This window comes from Allobosea massiliensis (assembly GCF_042655245.1).
In the GTDB taxonomy this organism is placed as follows: Bacteria; Pseudomonadota; Alphaproteobacteria; order Rhizobiales; family Beijerinckiaceae; genus Allobosea; species Allobosea massiliensis.
On record NZ_JBHSLU010000164.1, the window covers coordinates 20,136 to 37,484 of the forward strand.

Consider the following 17,349-nt stretch of genomic DNA (forward strand, 5'->3'; position numbering starts at 1 on the left):
TGATCCTGGAACCGGCGCACGAAAAAGGCTGGGTTGCGCCATGCAACCCAGCCCCCAAAACGTCCATCGCGGCGACGAAGATGACCCGGCAGTCGCGGAATGGACCTTGACGTCAGTGGTATTCGCCGTCCGAACGGAGCCTCCCGCGAAACACGAAGTAGACCGCCGCCGTATAGGCCAGGGTGAGCGGCAGGACGAAGAGGCCGGCGCCCCAAAACAGGAAGGCGAGCGAGGCGTGCGGCGCCGCCGCCTCCTCGATCGTCAGAGTGAACGGCAGGATGTAGGGCAGGAACGAACCCGCGAGCGTGCAGAACGCCGCCAGGAAGATCGTCGCGCCCGCCAGGAACAGATGGCGTTCATCCCGCCGCCGCACGCCACGGATCAGAACCAGAAAGGCCGCAAGCCCGATCAGCGGAAAGATCATCAGGATCGGCCGCTCGATCCAGCGATGTAGGACGGGGAGCTCGATGGCCAGCGCGTGCGCGAAGACCACGATCAGAAAGACCAGCAGCGCCGCGATCAATACCGGAAGGACACGGAATCCGAAGTCGCGCAGCAGGCCTCCACCCTTGCCCACGATCCAGCAGGCGCCGATCATCGCATAGCCGATGCACAAACCCACGCCGCAGAGCAGGGCGAAGGGAGAGGCCCAGCCGAAGACGCCGCCGACATAGAGGCCGTTTTCGATCGGCAAACCTAGGACGATCGCGCCGACGGCGGTTCCCTGGACGAAGGCGGCGACATAGGAGCCCGCAACGAAACCGCAATCCCAGAGCCAGCGGAGACGCTCTGTCTTGTGGCGGAATTCGAAGGCGACACCGCGCAGGACAAGCCCCGCCAGCATCAGGAACATGGGCAGGTAGAAGGCCGGCAGCAGGATCGAAAACACCATCGGGAAGGCACCAAACAGCGTGGCGGCCGAGATGACGAGCCAGGTTTCGTTGCCATCCCAGACCGGAGAGATCGCGGCCAGCAGGGCGCGCCTCCCGCTCTCGTCTGGGGCGAAGGGGAACAGCATGCCGACGCCGAGGTCGAACCCGTCGAGCAGCACATAGAGAAGAATCGAAAGCGCCAGGGCGGCGGCCCAGAACTCGACCATGATCATGCTCCTTTCACGGGGCGGACACGCCCGGGCTGTCGCCGGGGATGGAGAGCGGACGCTTGGGGTTGGTGCCGGCTGACGGCAGATCGGTGGGCGGGAACGGCCCGTCGCGCAGCAGCCGGTAGATGTAGAGCGAGCCGAAGCTGAAGATCAGCGAATAGACCAGAGCGAAGACGGTCAGGCTCGTCGCGACCTGTGGCGTAGTAAGAAGGGGCGTCGCCGCATCGGTGGTTCGCAAGAGGCCGTAGACGACCCAGGGCTGGCGTCCGACCTCGGCCGTGAACCAGCCGGTGAGCGTCGCGATGAAGCCGAGCGGAAAGGACAGGAACGTCGCCCAGAGGAAGACGCGCGCCCGCAGGATGCGTTCGCTCAGGCTCAGCCACGAGCCGAGCCATGCCAACGCCAGCATGACGACACCGCAGCCGACCATGATCCGGAAGGCAAAGAAGGGGATCGCCACCGGTGGACGCTGGTCGGACGGGAAGCTCTTGAGCCCGATTTCCTTCGAAGTCAGGCTCATCGAGCCGATCAGGCTGCCGAGATAGGGGATGGCGATCTCGAAACGGTTGGTCTCGGCCATCTCGTCCGGCCAGGCGATCAAGATCTCCGAGGCCGGCTGCTGGTCGTTCCAGCGCCCCTCGATCGCCGCGAACTTCGCTGGCTGCGCGTCATGGACAAAGTCACCGACGAGATGTCCGAAGCCGATCTGGATCGGCACCAGGATCGCGGCGAGCCGCAATCCCATTGCCAGCATGGCGCGCCCCTCCTGGATGGAGCGACCACGCAGGACATACCAGGCGCCGGTCGCCGCGACGCAGAAGGCCGAGGTGACATAGGCCGCCAGCATCATATGCGGGAAGCGCGTCCAGACGGCCCGGTTGAAGATGATCGCCGACCAGTCCGTCGGCACGAAGACGCCGTCCGGCCGCAGGGCAAAGCCCGTCGGGAACTGCATCCAGCTGTTGTTGACCATGATCCAGAAGGACGACAGCGTCGTGCCGGCCGCGACCATCAGGCAGGCGATGAAATAGACCCAGCGCGGCACGCGATCGCGGCCGAACATCAGCACGCCGAAGAAGGACGCCTCGAGCGCGAAGGCGGTGAAGCTCTCATATCCCAGCAGCGGACCTTGGATCGGCCCGGTCCGTCGCGACAGCTCGCTCCAGTTGGTGCCGAACTGGAACGCCATGACGATGCCCGAGACCACGCCGAGCCCGAAGGCGACGGCGAAGACCTTCAGCCAGAAATCTGACAGCCGCCGGTAGATGGGTTGGCCTGTGACCAGACTGCAGCCTTCCAGGAACGTCAGCCAGGCCGCCAGTCCGACGGTGAAGGCCGGAAAGATGATGTGGAAGGAGATCGTGAGGGCGAACTGGATGCGCGACAGCAGCAGCGGGGTCAGGTCCATGGCGCGGTTCCGGCATGAGGGTGCGGGTGCCGGGACCCCTGCAGGTCCCGGCGGGCGAGTCGTCGATCGGTGTGATTCAGGTCAGCGGGGCAGCAGGTTCTGTTTGACGAGGTCGATCACCTCGTCGCCCCGCCCGCTCATCACGGCGCGCAGGAGCCAGAGGCTGAAGCCCTTGACCTGCTCGGCGCCGATGGTCGGCGGCATGGACAGTTCCTGCTTCGCCGTGACCACATCGAGCACTGCCGGCCCGTCATGCGCCAGCACGTCGGCGACGGCGCCGGGCAGATCGCCGGGATCCTCGACCCTCAGGGCGTGAATGCCCATGGCGCGGGCCATGGCGGCAAAATCGGGGTTCTGAAGTTCCGTCCCAAGCTCGACGAAGCCGGACGCCTTCATCTCCAGCGCCACGAAGCCGAGCACGCCATTGTTGAAGATCACGATCTTGACCGGAAGATTCTCTTGCTTGAGCGTGATCAGGTCCCCCATCAGCATGGTGAAGCCGCCATCGCCGGACAGCGAGACCACCTGCCGATCGGGCTGCGCCGCCTGGATGCCGATGGCCTGCGGCATGGCATTGGCCATGGAGCCATGCACCAGCGAGCCGACCAGCCGGCGCTTGCCGTTCATCTTCAGATAGCGCGCCGCCCAGATCGTCGGCGTACCGACGTCGAAGGTGAATGCGGCATCCTCGGCCGCGACGTCGCTGACCACCTTTGCCAGATATTGCGGGTGGATCGGCTTGCGGCCGGGCGTGCCGCGGGCGAGCGCATCGAGCCCGTCGCGGGATTTTTCATAGCGGACGAGGCTGGTGTCGAGATGCAGCCGATCCTGCTTCGTTGAGAGATGCGGGAGCAATGCATCGATCGTCGCGGCGACATCGCCGACGATGCCGAGATCGAGCTTGCAGCGCCGCCCGAGCTGGGACGCGCGGATATCGACCTGGGCGATCTTGATGCCTTCGGGCAGGAACTGCTTGTAGGGAAAATCCGTGCCCAGCATCAGCAGAAGATCGCAGGCATGCATCGCCTCATAGCCGGAGGCGAAGCCGATGAAGCCGGTCATGCCGACATCGTAGGGATTGTCGTATTCGACATGCTCCTTGCCGCCGAGCGCATGGACGATCGGGCTTTTCAGCGTCTCGGCGAGCGTCATCAGTTGTGCATGCGCGCCAGCACAGCCACGGCCGCAGAACAGCGTGACGCGCTCGGCGCCATTGAGCAGATCGGCCAGCGCCGCGATCTGCGCATCGGCGGGGATCACGACCGGAGCGGGCGGAAGGAGCCCGGCAACCGGTGTGGCGGCGCGCTCGGGCGCAGGCTTCAGCGCCACATCGCCGGGAATGACGATGACGGCGACGCCGCGCTCGCCGACGGCCGCCCGGATGGCGTTTTCCAGCACATAGGGCATCTGGCTCGGGTCCGAGACCAGCTCGCAATAGACGCTGCAATCGCGGAAGAGGTTCTGCGGATGGGTCTCCTGGAAGTAGCCGCCGCCGATTTCCGCCGAGGGGATCTGGGCCGCGATGGCGAGCACCGGGGTGCGACTGCGCTGGGCGTCGTAGAGGCCGTTGATCAGATGCAAATTGCCCGGCCCGCATGAGCCGGCGCAGACGGCAAGCGTGCCGGTGATCTGGGCTTCTCCCGCCGCCGCGAATGCCGCGACCTCCTCATGGCGGACATGGACCCACTTGATCTTGCCGGTCTGCCGCAAGGCCTCGGTCAGGCCGTTCAGGCTGTCGCCGACGACCCCGTAGATGCGCTCAACACCCGCTTGGTCCAGCGTCTCGACGATCAGATTTGCGACATTGCGTATCGACATGAGCTTGCCCTCCTGCTGTTTGAATGGATGTTGGCGACCGGATTTACAGTGCGTTTGCACCGAGCCGCTGGCCGAAGGCGGCGATCTCGCGCCCGACCGGCAGACGCTCGCTCTCGAAGCGTGCGAGTGCGGTCCGCAGGTCGCTTTCGGCGGCCAGATGTCTCCGCACGGCCATGACGTCGCCAGCCGCCTTGCCCACCCCCATCGCGGTATGGGGCCGGACGACGAAGGCGGCGTCGCCGATCAGGGCCATGCGATCGCCCACCATGGCCGGCGTCTCGTAGTCGAAGATACCCTGGATCGAGGGCGTATCTTCGGCCGCGACGGCCAGTGCGAAAGGCGGCGGCAGATGCAGCAGGGCATCCTTGCGCAGCGCCTCGCGCCGCTCGAACGAGAGGCCTCCGCGCGGCAGCGAAACCGCATGGCTCTGGCCGTCGCAATCGGTGAAGAGATCGCGCAGCTGCGCTTCCGGCACCCGCCGGTACCAGACCCAATTGTACCGGCGTTGCCCTCTCGCGATCTCACCGTTCGGGCCTGGAACCAGATAGCCCAGCGCATGGTCGCCGGGCGCGACATAGAAGGCGAAGCGCTCCAGCAGGAGCGATGACGGCCCCGACAGCGCCGTTTCCGGGATCAGCCCGCGCCAGGCGACATAGCCGGCATAGCGGTTCGCGGCCTGATCAGGGGCGATCGTCTGGCGCACGACCGAGCCGATCCCGTCTGCGCCAATCACGAGATCGGCCTTCTCGTGCGAGCCGTCGGCGAAGCTGAGCGTGACGGGCCCGTTGCCGTCCTCCTCGACCGTCGCGAGCTGGCTGCCGAGCCGGTAGTCGGTGGGCGCAATGCGCGCGGCGACCTGTTCGTAAATGACATCCCAGGACAGCTGGGTCTGCGGCTCGCCAATCGTCTGGACGATATCGCCAGACCGGTCGAGATAGATCCGCTCCCTTGCGACGACACCGAGATGGGCGAGGTGCTCGATGCCGATCGCGCGCAGGATCTGGAAGACCTCGTGCTGCGGGACGAGCCCCGAGCCGCGGCCTGCCAGCCCGTGCCGGGAGCGCTCATGGACCGTGACGTCGTGGCCATCCCGCTTCAACAGGACGCCGGCGAAAAGGCCTGCGAGCGATCCGCCGATGATGCTGATGCGAAGCGGTTTCATGGCGTGCCCTCGCTGCTGTCGGAGAGCCCTGATGCGCTGTCGCATCCCGGCCTCCTCCTCGCATTGAGACGATGCGGCGGGCCGATCCGGCAATCATACGCAGGTGTGAGCCGTGCATCCGCAAGCGCTAGAGAAAGCGTGCGGACGGCCCTGTAGCGTTGGCGAGATCAGGGCTGGGTTGAAAACCGCCGACCATGGCGCGCCAGCCCGACAGCGGAGCAATGCCCCATGGACACGCCTGTCGAACCCGATCCCAACCATAAGCACATCGGCCGGGCGCTGACCTATGCCATGGCGGCGACCGCCGGCATCGCGGTCGCCAACATCTACTACAACCAGCCGATGCTCGGGCTGATCGAGGACGAGCTGCCCGGCGCGCTGACGGGATTGATCCCCACCGCGACGCAGCTCGGATACGCCGCGGGACTGTTCCTGCTCGTGCCGCTAGGAGACATCGTCGAGCGCAGGCGCCTCATCGTCGGCCAGTTCGGCGTGCTGGCCATGGCCCTCGTCCTGGCGGCGCTGGCACCGGGCGCGGCTTGGCTCGTATTCGCCTCGCTGCTCGTCGGGCTCGCGGCGACGGTCGCCCAGCAGATCGTGCCCCTGGCTGCTCATCTTTCCGCACCGGAACGGCGCGGCGCCACGGTCGGCACGATCCTCGCCGGGATCCTGACCGGCATCCTGCTGAGCCGGACGCTCGCGGGGTTCGTCGCGACGCATGGCGGCTGGCGCGAGATGTTCTGGCTCGGCGTGCCGATGGCACTGGGGGCCGGAATCCTGATGATCCTGAAACTCCCTCACAGCCGGCCGGATTCCCGGCTCGGCTATGGCCGGCTGCTGCATTCGATGCTGCATCTGTGGCGTGACTTTCCGCAGTTGCGCCTTGCAGCCGCGACGCAGGCGCTCCTCTTCGCCGCCTTCACGGCTTTCTGGACGGTCCTGGCCTTCCGGCTGCAGGCGCCGCCCTTCGGTCTGGGCGCCGATGTGGCGGGGTTGTTCGGCATCGTCGGCGCGGTCGGGATTCTCGCGGCGCCGCTTGCCGGCCGGATTGCGGATTCGAGAGGCGCCGCGCCTGTGGTCGCGCTCGGTGCCATCGTGACCCTGGCGTCATGGCTTGTCTTCGGGCTCTGGACGTCCCTCGTCGGACTCGTCGTGGGTGTCATGCTGCTCGACTTCGGCGTGCAGTCGGCTCTGGTCTCCAATCAGCACATCGTCTTCGCCCTGCGGCCGGAAGCCCGGGCGCGGCTCAACACCATCCTGATGGGAGCGATGTTCCTCGGCGGCGCCTTCGGTTCGGCGACGGGGACCTATGCCTGGCAGGCGGCCGGCTGGCCCGGCGTCGTCGCGCTCGGGATCGCGTTCGGGGCGGCCGCCGTCGCGCTGCAGGCCGCAAGCCGGATCGCCGAACGCCGGAGACGGCGCGCTATCGCCCCTGCCGGCGCGACGATGCGCTGACGCCTGCCCGCACCCTCGTCCTTGAATCCTGGGATGAACGATGATGACCTCAACCGTCGCCAACACCGAAACCGCCGACGTTGCGGGGCAGGACGGTAGCCCGCCGTCCTGGCGCCGTCGTGGGATCGCGGCTTTGGCCCATCCGCTGTTCCACGCCGGGATCGTCGCCGCGATCGTCGCCATCGGCTGGACCATCGCGGCGCATTGGGACCGCTGGAGGGGCGCCGCGCGTTATCAGGCCACCGACAATGCCTTCATATCCGGCGACACGACGCCGCTCTCGTCCCAGATCGCCGGCCTCGTCAGGTCGGTGACCGTCGATGACTACCAGGTCGTCAGAGCCGGGGACCTGATCGCCGAGATCGACCCCGCCGACTATCTGGCGCAGCGCAACCTCGCCGAGGCCGACCTCGCCGCAGCGCGTGCGACGTTGGCGTCCGTCTCCGACAAGCGCGCCATCCAGCGCACGCTGATCGATCAGGCCAAGGCCACCGTCACGATCGCCGAGGCGGAGGTCGTGAGAGCCGATGCCGAGGCCGCGCGGCAACGTGAGCTGTTGCGCAAGGGCCTTGCCGGGACCGAGCAACTGGTTGAGCAGGCCGATGCGGCGGCCGCCAAGGCGGCCGGCTCGCTTGCCCTGTCACGCGCTCAGCGGTTTCAGCAGGAGGCCGTCCTCGCCTCGCTCGATGCGACGGAGCGCGAGCTGGCAGCTCAGCTGGCCGCCTCCCAAGCCAGATTGAAGCTCGCCGAGGATAATCTCGGTTATACGCGGATCACCGCGCCGGTCGACGGCCTGACCGGAGCGCGGCAGGTCCGGGCCGGACAATTCGTCTCGACCGGCAGCCCGATCATCACCGTCATACCGATGTCGACGCTCTGGGTCGTCGCCAATCTGAAGGAAACCCAAATGACCAATGTCCGGGTTGGAGACAGGGCGACAGTCACGGTCGACGCCTTCCCAGGGACCGTGCTCACAGGACGGGTCGCGAGCTGGTCTCCGGGGACCGGCAGCGTCTTTGCCCTGCTGCCGCCGGACAACGCGACTGGCAATTTCACCAAGGTCGTCCAGCGCATTCCGGTCAAGCTCACGCTCGATCCAAACCCCGATCTCGGAGCCCTGATCCGACCCGGGATGTCCGTCGTCGCGACGATTGATACCAGATCATCCTCGCTGAGCGGCCAGGAAACCTCCGCCCAAGGAACAGCGCCATGACGACCGACGTCGTCCGCCCGCTCGCCGTGCCGCCGGTCGCCACTGCTCCGGCGTGGCAGCCTTACATCGGGCTGGGCGGCGTCATGCTGGGCTCGATGGTCGCGACGCTGGGAACGCGCGTGAGCACTTTCGGTCTGGCGGACCTGCGCGGCAGCCTGAGCGTCGGTTTCGATGAAGGCGCCTGGATCACGACGGCGCTCGGCCTCGGCCAGCTCATATCGGGAATCTCATGCGCCTATGTCGCGTCGATTCTGGGCGGGCGACGGCTGCTGCTCGGCGGCATCGTCGTCGCCTTCGTCGCCTTCCTGGTCGCACCCGTCTCCCACACGCTGAACGGCTACATCGTCGCGCAGTTCCTCGCCGGCTTGGGAACGGGGACCTTCATTCCGCTGACGATCATCTTCATCAAGCGCCATCTGCCCAAGCCGCTGCTGCCCTACGGCATCGCGATCTACGCGATGAATCTGGAAATCTCGCTGAATGTGGCGGCGTCGCTGGAAGGATTCTATCTCGACCATTGGTCGTGGCGCTGGATTTCCTGGCAGTATTGCCTCGTGCTGCCTGTGATGGGCTTATGCGTCTGGATCGGGATGCCCAAGGACACGCCCATCCGCGACCCGCTGAAGAATCTTGATGGCAGCGGGCTGATCTATGCCTGGCTCGGCCTGGGGGCGTTCTACATCGCGCTCGATCAAGGCAACCGACTGGACTGGCTGGGCAGCGGCCTGATCAACGGCCTGCTTGTTGTCGGCGCTCTTTCTCTCGTCGCCTTTGCAACCAGGGAGATGACCGCCAAGCGGCCTGCGCTGAACCTAAGCCTGCTAGCTGTTCCCGGACTCCTCGTGCTGTTCACACTGCTCGCCGGTTTTCGGTTCATCATCCTGTCCACGGCCTACGTGATCCCCGCCTACCTCCAGACGCTGCAGAACTATCGCTCGCTGGACATCGGCGCGGTGCTCATCTGGATCGCAGCGCCTCAGATCTTCCTGGTCGTGCCGCTGGCCATCCTGATCAAGCGACTCGATCCGCGTTGGACATTGCTGGCAGGAGCAGGAGTGATCGCGATCGCCTGTCTTATGCTGACCCGTCTGACCGGTCTTTGGGCGACGGGCGATTTCCTGCCTTCCCAGATTCTGCAGGCCGTCGGCCAGTCGCTGGCTCTGACCAGCCTCGTCGCGCTCGTTGCGAGGACGGTTAAGCCCGAGCAGGCCGTGACCGTCGGAGCCTTCATGCAGACCAGCAGGCTTCTCGGCGGCGAAGCCGGAACCGCCTTCATGCAGACCTTTGTGCGGGTCCGCGAGCAGGTCCACTCCAACCTGATCGGACTTCATGTGCAGGGGCAGGCAGCAGACACCGCCCACAGGCTTGCTGAGTATGGGCGAGGGGTCGCGCAGCATTTCGCCGCCACATCCCAAACGGCCGCGATCGAACTGAAACTGCTGGCGACGGCCGTCGGTCAGCAGGCGGCGGTCCTGGCCTATATCGACGCGTTCTCAGCCGCGGCGGGGATGGCCGTCCTGTGCTGCGTCTTGGCGGCGTTCGTGCCGAAAGTCGGCCCGGCTCGGGTATTGTCAGCAGAACCTTTCCCCACGACCGCGAGACCAATGGCGAAACCCCATGATCCACAGTGATCCCATCAGAGACCGCCACCGCGTCTCCTGGCGGAACGGCGTGCTGCGCCATGACCTGCGGACGGTGGCGACCGAGACGGCCGTTGCCCTGAGCTACAACGGATCGACCCATGCGGTGATGATGGCGACGCCACTCGACCTCACCGATTTCGCGATCGGCTTTTCCCTGAACGAGGGGCTGATCGCGGATATGGGGGATATTCGCAGCATCGAGCTGCAGCAGGATGCGAAGGGCATCGATCTGCAGATCTGGCTCGTTGAAGAGCGGTCTGAACTTGTGCGTTCGAGGCGACGCGCCATGGTTGGTCCCGCCGGCTGTGGGCTATGCGGGGTCGAGAGTCTGGCGGCTGCCGCGCCGACGCTGCCGAACGTCTGCGTGGATGGCCGTGTTGCCGCCGAAGATCTGATGACGGCAATGGACGAACTCGGTTCACTCCAGATCCTCAACCAGCGGACGCGCGCGGTACATGCAGCGGCATGGTGGCAGCCCATCGGCGGCCTCCGCGCGATCCGGGAAGACGTCGGCAGGCACAACGCGCTCGACAAGCTCGCAGGCGCTTTCGTACGTCAGAAAAACACGACGGCATTCGGCGTGTTGCTCCTGACAAGCCGTATCTCCGTCGAACTAGTGCAGAAGGCGGCGATGATGGGCGCGCCGGTCATCGCGGCGGTCTCGGCGCCAACCTCGCTTGCGATAGAGGCGGCGCAAGAGGCGGGCATCACCATGGTCGCCACCGCCCGCGCCGATGGCTTCGACGTCTTCTGCAATCCCCAGCGCATCGTGTTCTGAAGGTCCGCGACCGGTCTCAGCAGGCCGCGCGCAACGTCACCGGGATCGACTTGTAGCTGGGTGTGCCGCTGCTCCGGTCATAATCGTGCAGACCCAGCAGGAGATTGGCCTCCGGATAATAAGCCGCGACCGATCCCTTAGCGATCGAATAGGCGACCGCGGTCTGGCCCGCGAGCACACGGTCCGGCCCCGCGACGACATCGACCCGGTCGCCATGCGACAGGCCGAGATCTGCGAGATCCCGCTCATTGACGAAAACCACGTCGCGCCGGCCGGTGATGCCGCGATAGCGGTCATTCATGCCGTAGATTGTGGTGTTGTATTGGTCGTGGCTGCGGATCGTCGTCAGCACCAGCGTGTCCTGGTCGCGATCGTCATCCTCGTCGACGCCGGCAAACAGCAGGAAATGCGCCTTCCCGTCCGGCGTCGCCCAGACACGGTCCGAGGCTGCCACGGTCAGCCTGAAGCCGCCGGGTTGGCGGACACGGTTGTTGAAATCGTGAAAGTCCGGGAAGACCTCTTCGATCTTGTCGCGGATGCGGTCGTAGTCGGCGACCATTCCCTCCCAGTCGATGGCGCTGTCGGGCAGGGTCGCGCGCGCCAGGCCGGCGATGATGGCGGGCTCGGACAGCAGCAGCTCGGAAGCCGGCTTCAGGCCACCACGGGAGGCATGCACCATCGACATCGAGTCCTCGACGGTGATCGACTGGGGCACGCCATGCTGCTCGTCGCGCTCGGTCCGGCCCAGGCAGGGCAGGATGTAGCTGTGCGGCGTCGTGAGCAGGGCCGTACGGTTGAGCTTGGTGATGATCTGCACGGAGAGATCCAGCTTGCGGAACGCCGCGAAGCACGCATCCGGATCAGGCATAGCGACAGCGAGATTGCCACCGAGACCGATGAAGGCCCGCGCGGTCCCCTCCTCCATGGCGGCCACGGCCTCGACGGCATTATGCCCGTGCATGCGCGGCGCGGTCAGGCCGAAGGCCTTGTCCAGTCTCTGCAGGAAGGCTTCGGTCGGAATCTCCGTGATGCCGACGGTCCGGTCGCCCTGCACATTGCTGTGGCCGCGCAGGGGGCAGATCCCTGCGCCGGGCTTGCCGATCTGGCCGCGCATCAGCAGGAGAACAAAATATTCGGTTTCTCGGTTTCTCTCGCCGCCAGACCGGCTCTGGCTCCGTTCCTAAAGCGCTCTCTCACCTCCGCCGGCCGCATCGCTCCAATCGACAGTTTCAGAATGTCGGCTGCATCCAAGGTTTCGGGCCGTGCCGACAGCACGGGATCGCGGCGAAACCCACAACCTCCGCAGTTCAACCGATCGCCACCTGGGTCACAAGGCGGTCATTTGAGGCGGAATTCGATGTGATGATCTTAACCACGGTATCGTGTGCACGCGTGAGATAGTGGTCGTAACGCTCCTGAGCGGCAATGACGTCTCGTTGTTTGATAGCATCGAGAACGCCATGGAGGATGGCGACGGTCGTGCGCTTCTCGTCAACACCAGTGGAAACGCTGAGGATAATCCGGATGTAGGATATGCGATCAAAAATGGATCGCAGCAGGTTGCGAGCGGTGTCGTTGTTATACCCGCTCCAAAGCACCTCGATGAGATCGCCAATTGCACTCACATACTCGATCGGGCGCCCTATGCACTCTTCGGCGCGCAGGAGCGCAGCCTCAAGCCGCCCGACAATGTCGGCATCGAGCCGCCGGATCATTTTGTCCAGCATCTTGGCTTCGAGAATCCGCCGCACCTCGTAGATCTCGGACGCCTCAGTTGCGGTTATGCTTGAAACGACGACGCCTTTATTGTGCTCGCGGCGGACCAGGCCCTCTGCCTCGAGGTGACGCATCGACTCGCGAATGCAGGTCCGGCTTACGCCGGTCTCAAGGCAAAGCTGCCGCTCGACGAGGCGTTCACCAGGCTTGAAGCGCATCGTAAGGATGGCATTTCGAAGCACTGCCGTGGTGCGGTCTCGCAAGCTGACCTTATCCTGGACTACGCGCAGTGAGGGCACGTCATTCATGGCGATAATATCTGTTTCGAGTGGATCGGCGTGGCACCGCCCCCTAGCGGTCACGCCGCCCCTCGTAGACAGATTACGGCTTCGCGGCAATTAGCCGGGCTTGCCTGCGGACTTCGCGCTCGTTTCAGCCCCGATGTCCCAGAAGACACCAGCCATGATCCCTAGCCCGTCCTGGAACAGCGAGATCAGCCCATGTTCATCCGGGCCATGCTGACCACAGCCTCCATAGGACTGCGGGATCCAGAGAATCGGCACGCCAAGCGTCTGCTTGAAGAACTCCGACGGTCCCGAGGCCCCGATGTTGGGGATAAGGTTCGGCGGGCGCCCGACGGTCGTCTCCATCGATTCCGCCACACGGCGTACCCAGAGATCATCGGGATCCGTACGCGAGGGGGGAAACATGTCGCGCTCCACCACCGGCCGCACCTCGACCTCGGTGAAGCCCTGCTCCGCCAGATGTCGCTTCAACGCCGGCGCGACTTCGGCAGCGTCGACATCGACCGTGTGCCTGAGCTGAATGCGCGCCTTGGCAAACCCTGAAACCGCCGGCACCGGCGCCTCCGGCTGACCGCTGACGGAGGCGAGCACGATCGCGCTGCTCCAGGCATAGATCTTCTCGGTGCGAGAGAGACCAGGTTCCCCCCAGCCCTCGTCAGGCTTCAGAGCGCCGGGCGCATCATCGATCACGACGGCGCGGCTGGCCCGTGTGACAGATTCCGGCACCGACTGCGGCGTCCATCCTGGAACGAGGATCCGGCCATCGCGCGAGACAATCGTCGAGATCGCATGTGCCAGGATCACGGCGGGGTCCTTCAGCAGGCCACCCCAGTGGCCAGAATGATGCGATCCCTCGCGTAGATCGACGATCAGATCGACCGCCAGCCCTCCCCGCGTGCCGAGCGTTATGTCGGGAACCTGCATGCTCTGACGCGGGCCATCGAGCGCGATGAATACATCGGCGGCGCAGCGTTCGCGATGGCGCTCCAGGAACGCCTTCAGACCCGGCGAGCCAGCCTCCTCTCCGGTTTCGACGAAGATCTTGGCGTTGAAACCGAGTGATCCCTTTTCTTCCAGGATTGCGCGCAGCGCCTCGATCGCCAGCAGGTGTTGGCCCTTGTTGTCGACGACACCGCGGCCATACACCCGGTCGCCCTCGACCTTCAGCTTCCATGGATCGAGATCCGCACGCCAACGCTCCGGCATGGCCCGGACGACGTCGCCATGGCCGTAGATCAGGATGGTTGGCAAGCCATCGCCCTCATGCCGCGTCGCGATGAGGACGGGCCCGTGTTCCTCCAACGGATTTGGCAGGATTTCGACCGAGAAGCCGAGTTTCGAGACGATCGGTGCCAGGCCGTCGGCGCAGTAGCGTTCCAGTTCCTTCTTTCTACCGGGAGGATGGCTCTCGGTCTGATAGGCCACCAGATCCGCGAGCTGCCGCAGGAAGCTGCCATCGTCGATATACCCGCGTGCGCGGTGAAGGACCTGTTCGCGTACCGTCATCGTCTCAATCCAATACCGTTTCAGAGCGCACGAAAGTCACGAGCGCCGACTTCGCGGAGCATTACACCGGCCCGGTCGCTCGACCTCGCCGGTGCAGAACTCAGGATACCGTAATGTCCGTGAGCCAAGGCTCGCCGGTAGCATCCGCCGGCCAGTTGATGTTCGAACGAACGCCGTTCACCAAACGATGCGTCCAGAGAAAGACCACTGGCGAATCCTGCGAAAGCTTATCACTCAAGGACCGCTGGAGATCGCACTGGACCTTGGTGTCGAACGCCGCTCTAACTTCACGGAACAGCCTGTCCGCCTCGGGATCCGAATAGTTCGTTCGCCGCGAGCCGCCTGTCTCGAAATACTGTGCGAGAGCTTCGAGCTGGTCGTTGGCCGCTGACCGGCCGGTATAGTAGAGCGGCAGCTTTCCCTGACGGATGTCATTGGTAAAGTTGGCGTAATCAGGCGTGCTGAGCTTGGCCCTGATACCCACCTGCCGGAGCATCTGAGCCAAGGCTTCGCCGACCTGCCGATCCGAGACATAACGCCCGTTCGCCGTCGCGAACTCGACGTCGAAACCATCGGGGAAGCCCGCCTCCGCGAGCAGCGCCTTGGCCTTCTTGGGATCATATTCGGGCCGGGCAGCGCTCGGAGCAAAGCAATCCTGATGCTTGCCGATGGCCCCCTGCATAGGATCCGCCAGCCCGAAGAGCAGCCGCTTCACGATCAGATCGGCATTGATCGCATGCGCCACCGCCCGGCGCACTCGCGGATCGTCGAAGGGCTTGATCTTGGCGTTCATGCCGAGGAACATCCACTCGAGCGAGCCCGTCTCGACCTCTTTCACTGCCGGGTTAGACTTGAGGCGATCAACCAGTTGTGGCGGGATGAGGCGCGCGATCTGCGCCTCGTTGTTGAGGAGAGCCGTGACGCGCTGCTCCGCTTCCAGAATCTGGCGATAGATCACCGTCTCCGGAGCCGAGGCCGGCATGCCCGGCCATGACGGATTGCGGGCGACGATCACGCTGCGATCGATGTCGAAACGGTCGAGCTGATAAGGGCCCCAGCCGAAGGCGGCAGCCTTGTCGGTGTTTGCGCCGTGCTTCTTGTGAAGATCAGCACTCGTCACCACGAAGCGGTCGAACAGGATCGACAGCAGCTGCGCCACCGGGCGCTTCGTGACGATGTCGAAAGTCCGGTCGTCGACGCGCTCGAACTTGTCGACCTCGGTGAGGAAGAACGCCTGCTGGCTCGCAGGGTCGCTCAGGATGCGCCGCCAGGAGTGCACGACGTCAGTTGATGTGGGGCCCGGACCGCCGTCGTGACGCTTGAGATCGCTTCTTAGCTTGAACCGCCAGCGTGTCGGTTCGACGGTTTCCCAGCTCTCTACCAGCACGCCCTCATAGGCCTTGGCGGCGTAGTTGTACCGGCCGAGGCTGCCGTAGATCTGGCTCCAGATATAGTAGAGATGGATACTCGAGTGGGCGTAGGGATTCACGTTGTTCAGGATGCCCGTCGTCGTGATCGTGATCGCCTTGCCCTGCGCGGAGGCAGCGGTCGGGATCAGCGGCAGCGGCATCAGTGCGGCCGCGGCCGCACCCATGATGGTGCGCCTCGACGGGCCGCGCTTGGTCGGTTTGATCATGGCTGAATCGCCTTCGTTTGTAACGGGATAGTGGATATCGTCAGAGGCGGACGTCGGGCAGCCAGATCTCGCCCGAAGCATCCGGCACGTAGCGCAACCCCTTGCGGACGCCGCTGACGTACTGGTGATTCCACAGGAAGATGCCTGGTGCCTCGGTCTCGATCAGCTGGCTGATCTCACGGATGATCTTGCAGCGTTCGGTCATGTCGAAGGTCTTACGGTCGCGTTCGAACAGCTCGTTCAGCTTAGGATTGTCGTAGCCGATGCGCGGCGTGACGCCGGTCTCGAAATACTGCGACAGCCATTCGGACGGTTCGAGTGCCAGGCCGCGCCCCATGTAGTACATGGGCGCTTTGCCCGCCCTGACATTGGCCCAGAGCCCGGCGAACTCCGGCGTGTGGAGCGTTGCCTTGAAACCGGCCTGGTTCAACATCTGGGTGATCGCCTCGGCGATCTGTCGATCGGAGATGTAGCGGCCGGTGGCGGTGAAGAAGTCGACGACGGGCCCACCACCCGCATAGCCGGCCTCGGCAAGAAGCTTCCTTGCTCCCGCGAGGTCATACGGCGTCTTTTGATCGATCGGAGTCGTGTAGCAGATCTGCCGCGCTCCAACCGGGCCATCGAGACGGTCCGCCATCCCAAACAGAATACGCTGGATGATCACATCCTTGTTGATCGCCATCGCAGCGGCCCTCCGCACGCGCGGGTCGTCCCAAGGCTTGGTCTTGACGCTGAAGCCGATGAACATCGGCTCGTTCGAGGGCGCGCGCCGGATCTCGACGGAAGGCACGTTCTCCAGCCTGCCGACCAATTGCGGAGGGATCAGCCGCGCGATCTGAACCTCGCCGTTCAGCAGGGCCGTGACGCGCTGATCCGGCTCGGGGATACGCCGGAACAGCACTTTGCGCGGAGAGGTTTCGACCTTGGCAGGATAGGCATCATGCCGTTCGAGCGCGATCCGGTCACTGATGGCGAAGTTCGTGAGCTTATAGGGACCCCATCCGATCGGCGCCGTGTTGTAGCTGGCGACGCCTCCCTGCGTCTCGAAGATCTCTTCGCTGGTGATGGTGAACTTGTCGAACAGCTGCCCCAGCAGCGACGACGCCGGCTCTTTCGTCACAACGTCGAAGGTATGGTCGTCGACGCGCCGGATTTCCTTCACGCTCGAAAGATAGAACCGCCCCTGGCTTTGCGGATCGGTCATGACCTGGTTGTAGGAATGCAGGACGTCGGCAACGGTGGGGCCGGGACCGCCATCGTGCCGGACGAGATCCTTACGCAGATGGAAGCGCCAGGTGACGTCATCGCGCTGCTCCCAGCGTTCCGCCAGCTGGCCCACAAACTTGCGCTGCGCATAGTCGTACCGGCCGAGGCAGCCGTAGACCTGACACCAGATCGAGTACATCTGGGCGCTGCTCTCGGCGTAGGGGTGTCGCGTCACCAGCGTATCCGCAGTCGTGACGACGAGCGTCTCGTTGGCCGGCCGTTGCGCAGTCTGGGCTGAGGCGGGCGCTGCGATAGCAAGGGCGGCAGCGATCAAGCTCGCTGCGAGAACGGGGCTGCTCTTATGTGACATCCTGGCTCCTCCGGGCGTTATGGGCTGCTGA

12 protein-coding genes and 1 pseudogene are annotated in these 17,349 nt (G+C 64.8%); 4 read left to right on the forward strand and 9 right to left on the reverse strand.

Features of this window, described 5'->3' with window-relative positions; all coding sequences use genetic code 11:
• Positions 1-112: 112 nt before the first annotated feature.
• The 4 genes from cydB to ACFPN9_RS29735 all read right to left on the reverse strand — a co-directional run bounded on the left by cydB (position 113) and on the right by ACFPN9_RS29735 (position 5,490).
• Complete coding sequence (gene cydB / locus ACFPN9_RS29720) at positions 113-1,099, reverse strand: cytochrome d ubiquinol oxidase subunit II (RefSeq protein ID WP_377818121.1); 987 nt, start codon at positions 1,097-1,099, stop codon at positions 113-115.
• Between the two features lie 13 nt (positions 1,100-1,112).
• Positions 1,113-2,510, reverse strand: coding sequence for a cytochrome ubiquinol oxidase subunit I (locus ACFPN9_RS29725; RefSeq protein WP_377818122.1), 1,398 nt, complete (start codon positions 2,508-2,510; stop codon positions 1,113-1,115).
• Positions 2,511-2,591: 81 nt separating this feature from the next.
• Positions 2,592-4,328 (reverse strand): ubiquinone-dependent pyruvate dehydrogenase, encoded by a 1,737-nt coding sequence (gene poxB, locus ACFPN9_RS29730; RefSeq protein ID WP_377818123.1) that lies wholly within the window; start codon positions 4,326-4,328, stop codon positions 2,592-2,594.
• Between the two features lie 43 nt (positions 4,329-4,371).
• Positions 4,372-5,490, reverse strand: a complete 1,119-nt coding sequence (locus ACFPN9_RS29735; RefSeq protein ID WP_377818124.1) for an FAD binding domain-containing protein — start codon at positions 5,488-5,490, stop codon at positions 4,372-4,374.
• Positions 5,491-5,718: 228 nt separating this feature from the next.
• On the opposite strand from ACFPN9_RS29735, the gene ACFPN9_RS29740 reads away from it, so the two are divergent.
• From ACFPN9_RS29740 to fdhD, 4 genes are read left to right on the forward strand one after another with little or no spacing between them, the layout of a single operon-like run.
• Positions 5,719-6,945, forward strand: a complete 1,227-nt coding sequence (locus ACFPN9_RS29740; RefSeq protein ID WP_377818125.1) for an MFS transporter — start codon at positions 5,719-5,721, stop codon at positions 6,943-6,945.
• Between the two features lie 40 nt (positions 6,946-6,985).
• A complete protein-coding gene (locus ACFPN9_RS29745; RefSeq protein ID WP_377818126.1) occupies positions 6,986-8,158 on the forward strand; it encodes an HlyD family secretion protein in 1,173 nt (390 codons plus the stop codon).
• Positions 8,155-9,789, forward strand: a complete 1,635-nt coding sequence (locus ACFPN9_RS29750) for an MFS transporter (RefSeq protein ID WP_377818127.1) — start codon at positions 8,155-8,157, stop codon at positions 9,787-9,789. The genes ACFPN9_RS29745 and ACFPN9_RS29750 overlap by 4 nt, the downstream gene beginning before the upstream one ends.
• On the forward strand, positions 9,776-10,579 hold the full coding sequence (gene fdhD / locus ACFPN9_RS29755) for a formate dehydrogenase accessory sulfurtransferase FdhD (RefSeq protein WP_377818128.1): 804 nt from the start codon (positions 9,776-9,778) through the stop codon (positions 10,577-10,579). Before ACFPN9_RS29750 ends, fdhD begins: the two co-directional genes overlap by 14 nt.
• A 16-nt stretch (positions 10,580-10,595) precedes the next feature.
• On the opposite strand, the pseudogene ACFPN9_RS29760 reads toward fdhD, so the two are convergent.
• The 5 genes and pseudogenes from ACFPN9_RS29760 to ACFPN9_RS29780 all read right to left on the reverse strand — a co-directional run.
• A pseudogene (locus tag ACFPN9_RS29760) lies at positions 10,596-11,699 on the reverse strand (molybdopterin dinucleotide binding domain-containing protein); the annotation flags it as partial.
• A gap of 187 nt (positions 11,700-11,886) precedes the next feature.
• On the reverse strand, positions 11,887-12,603 hold the full coding sequence (locus ACFPN9_RS29765; protein ID WP_377818129.1) for a GntR family transcriptional regulator: 717 nt from the start codon (positions 12,601-12,603) through the stop codon (positions 11,887-11,889).
• A gap of 90 nt (positions 12,604-12,693) precedes the next feature.
• On the reverse strand, positions 12,694-14,106 hold the full coding sequence (locus ACFPN9_RS29770) for a M20/M25/M40 family metallo-hydrolase (RefSeq protein ID WP_377818130.1): 1,413 nt from the start codon (positions 14,104-14,106) through the stop codon (positions 12,694-12,696).
• A 100-nt stretch (positions 14,107-14,206) separates the two neighbouring features.
• Positions 14,207-15,676, reverse strand: coding sequence for an ABC transporter substrate-binding protein (locus tag ACFPN9_RS29775; protein ID WP_377818131.1), 1,470 nt, complete (start codon positions 15,674-15,676; stop codon positions 14,207-14,209).
• A 106-nt stretch (positions 15,677-15,782) separates the two neighbouring features.
• Positions 15,783-17,318, reverse strand: coding sequence for an ABC transporter substrate-binding protein (locus ACFPN9_RS29780; RefSeq protein ID WP_377818132.1), 1,536 nt, complete (start codon positions 17,316-17,318; stop codon positions 15,783-15,785).
• Between the last annotated feature and the right edge of the window lie 31 nt (positions 17,319-17,349).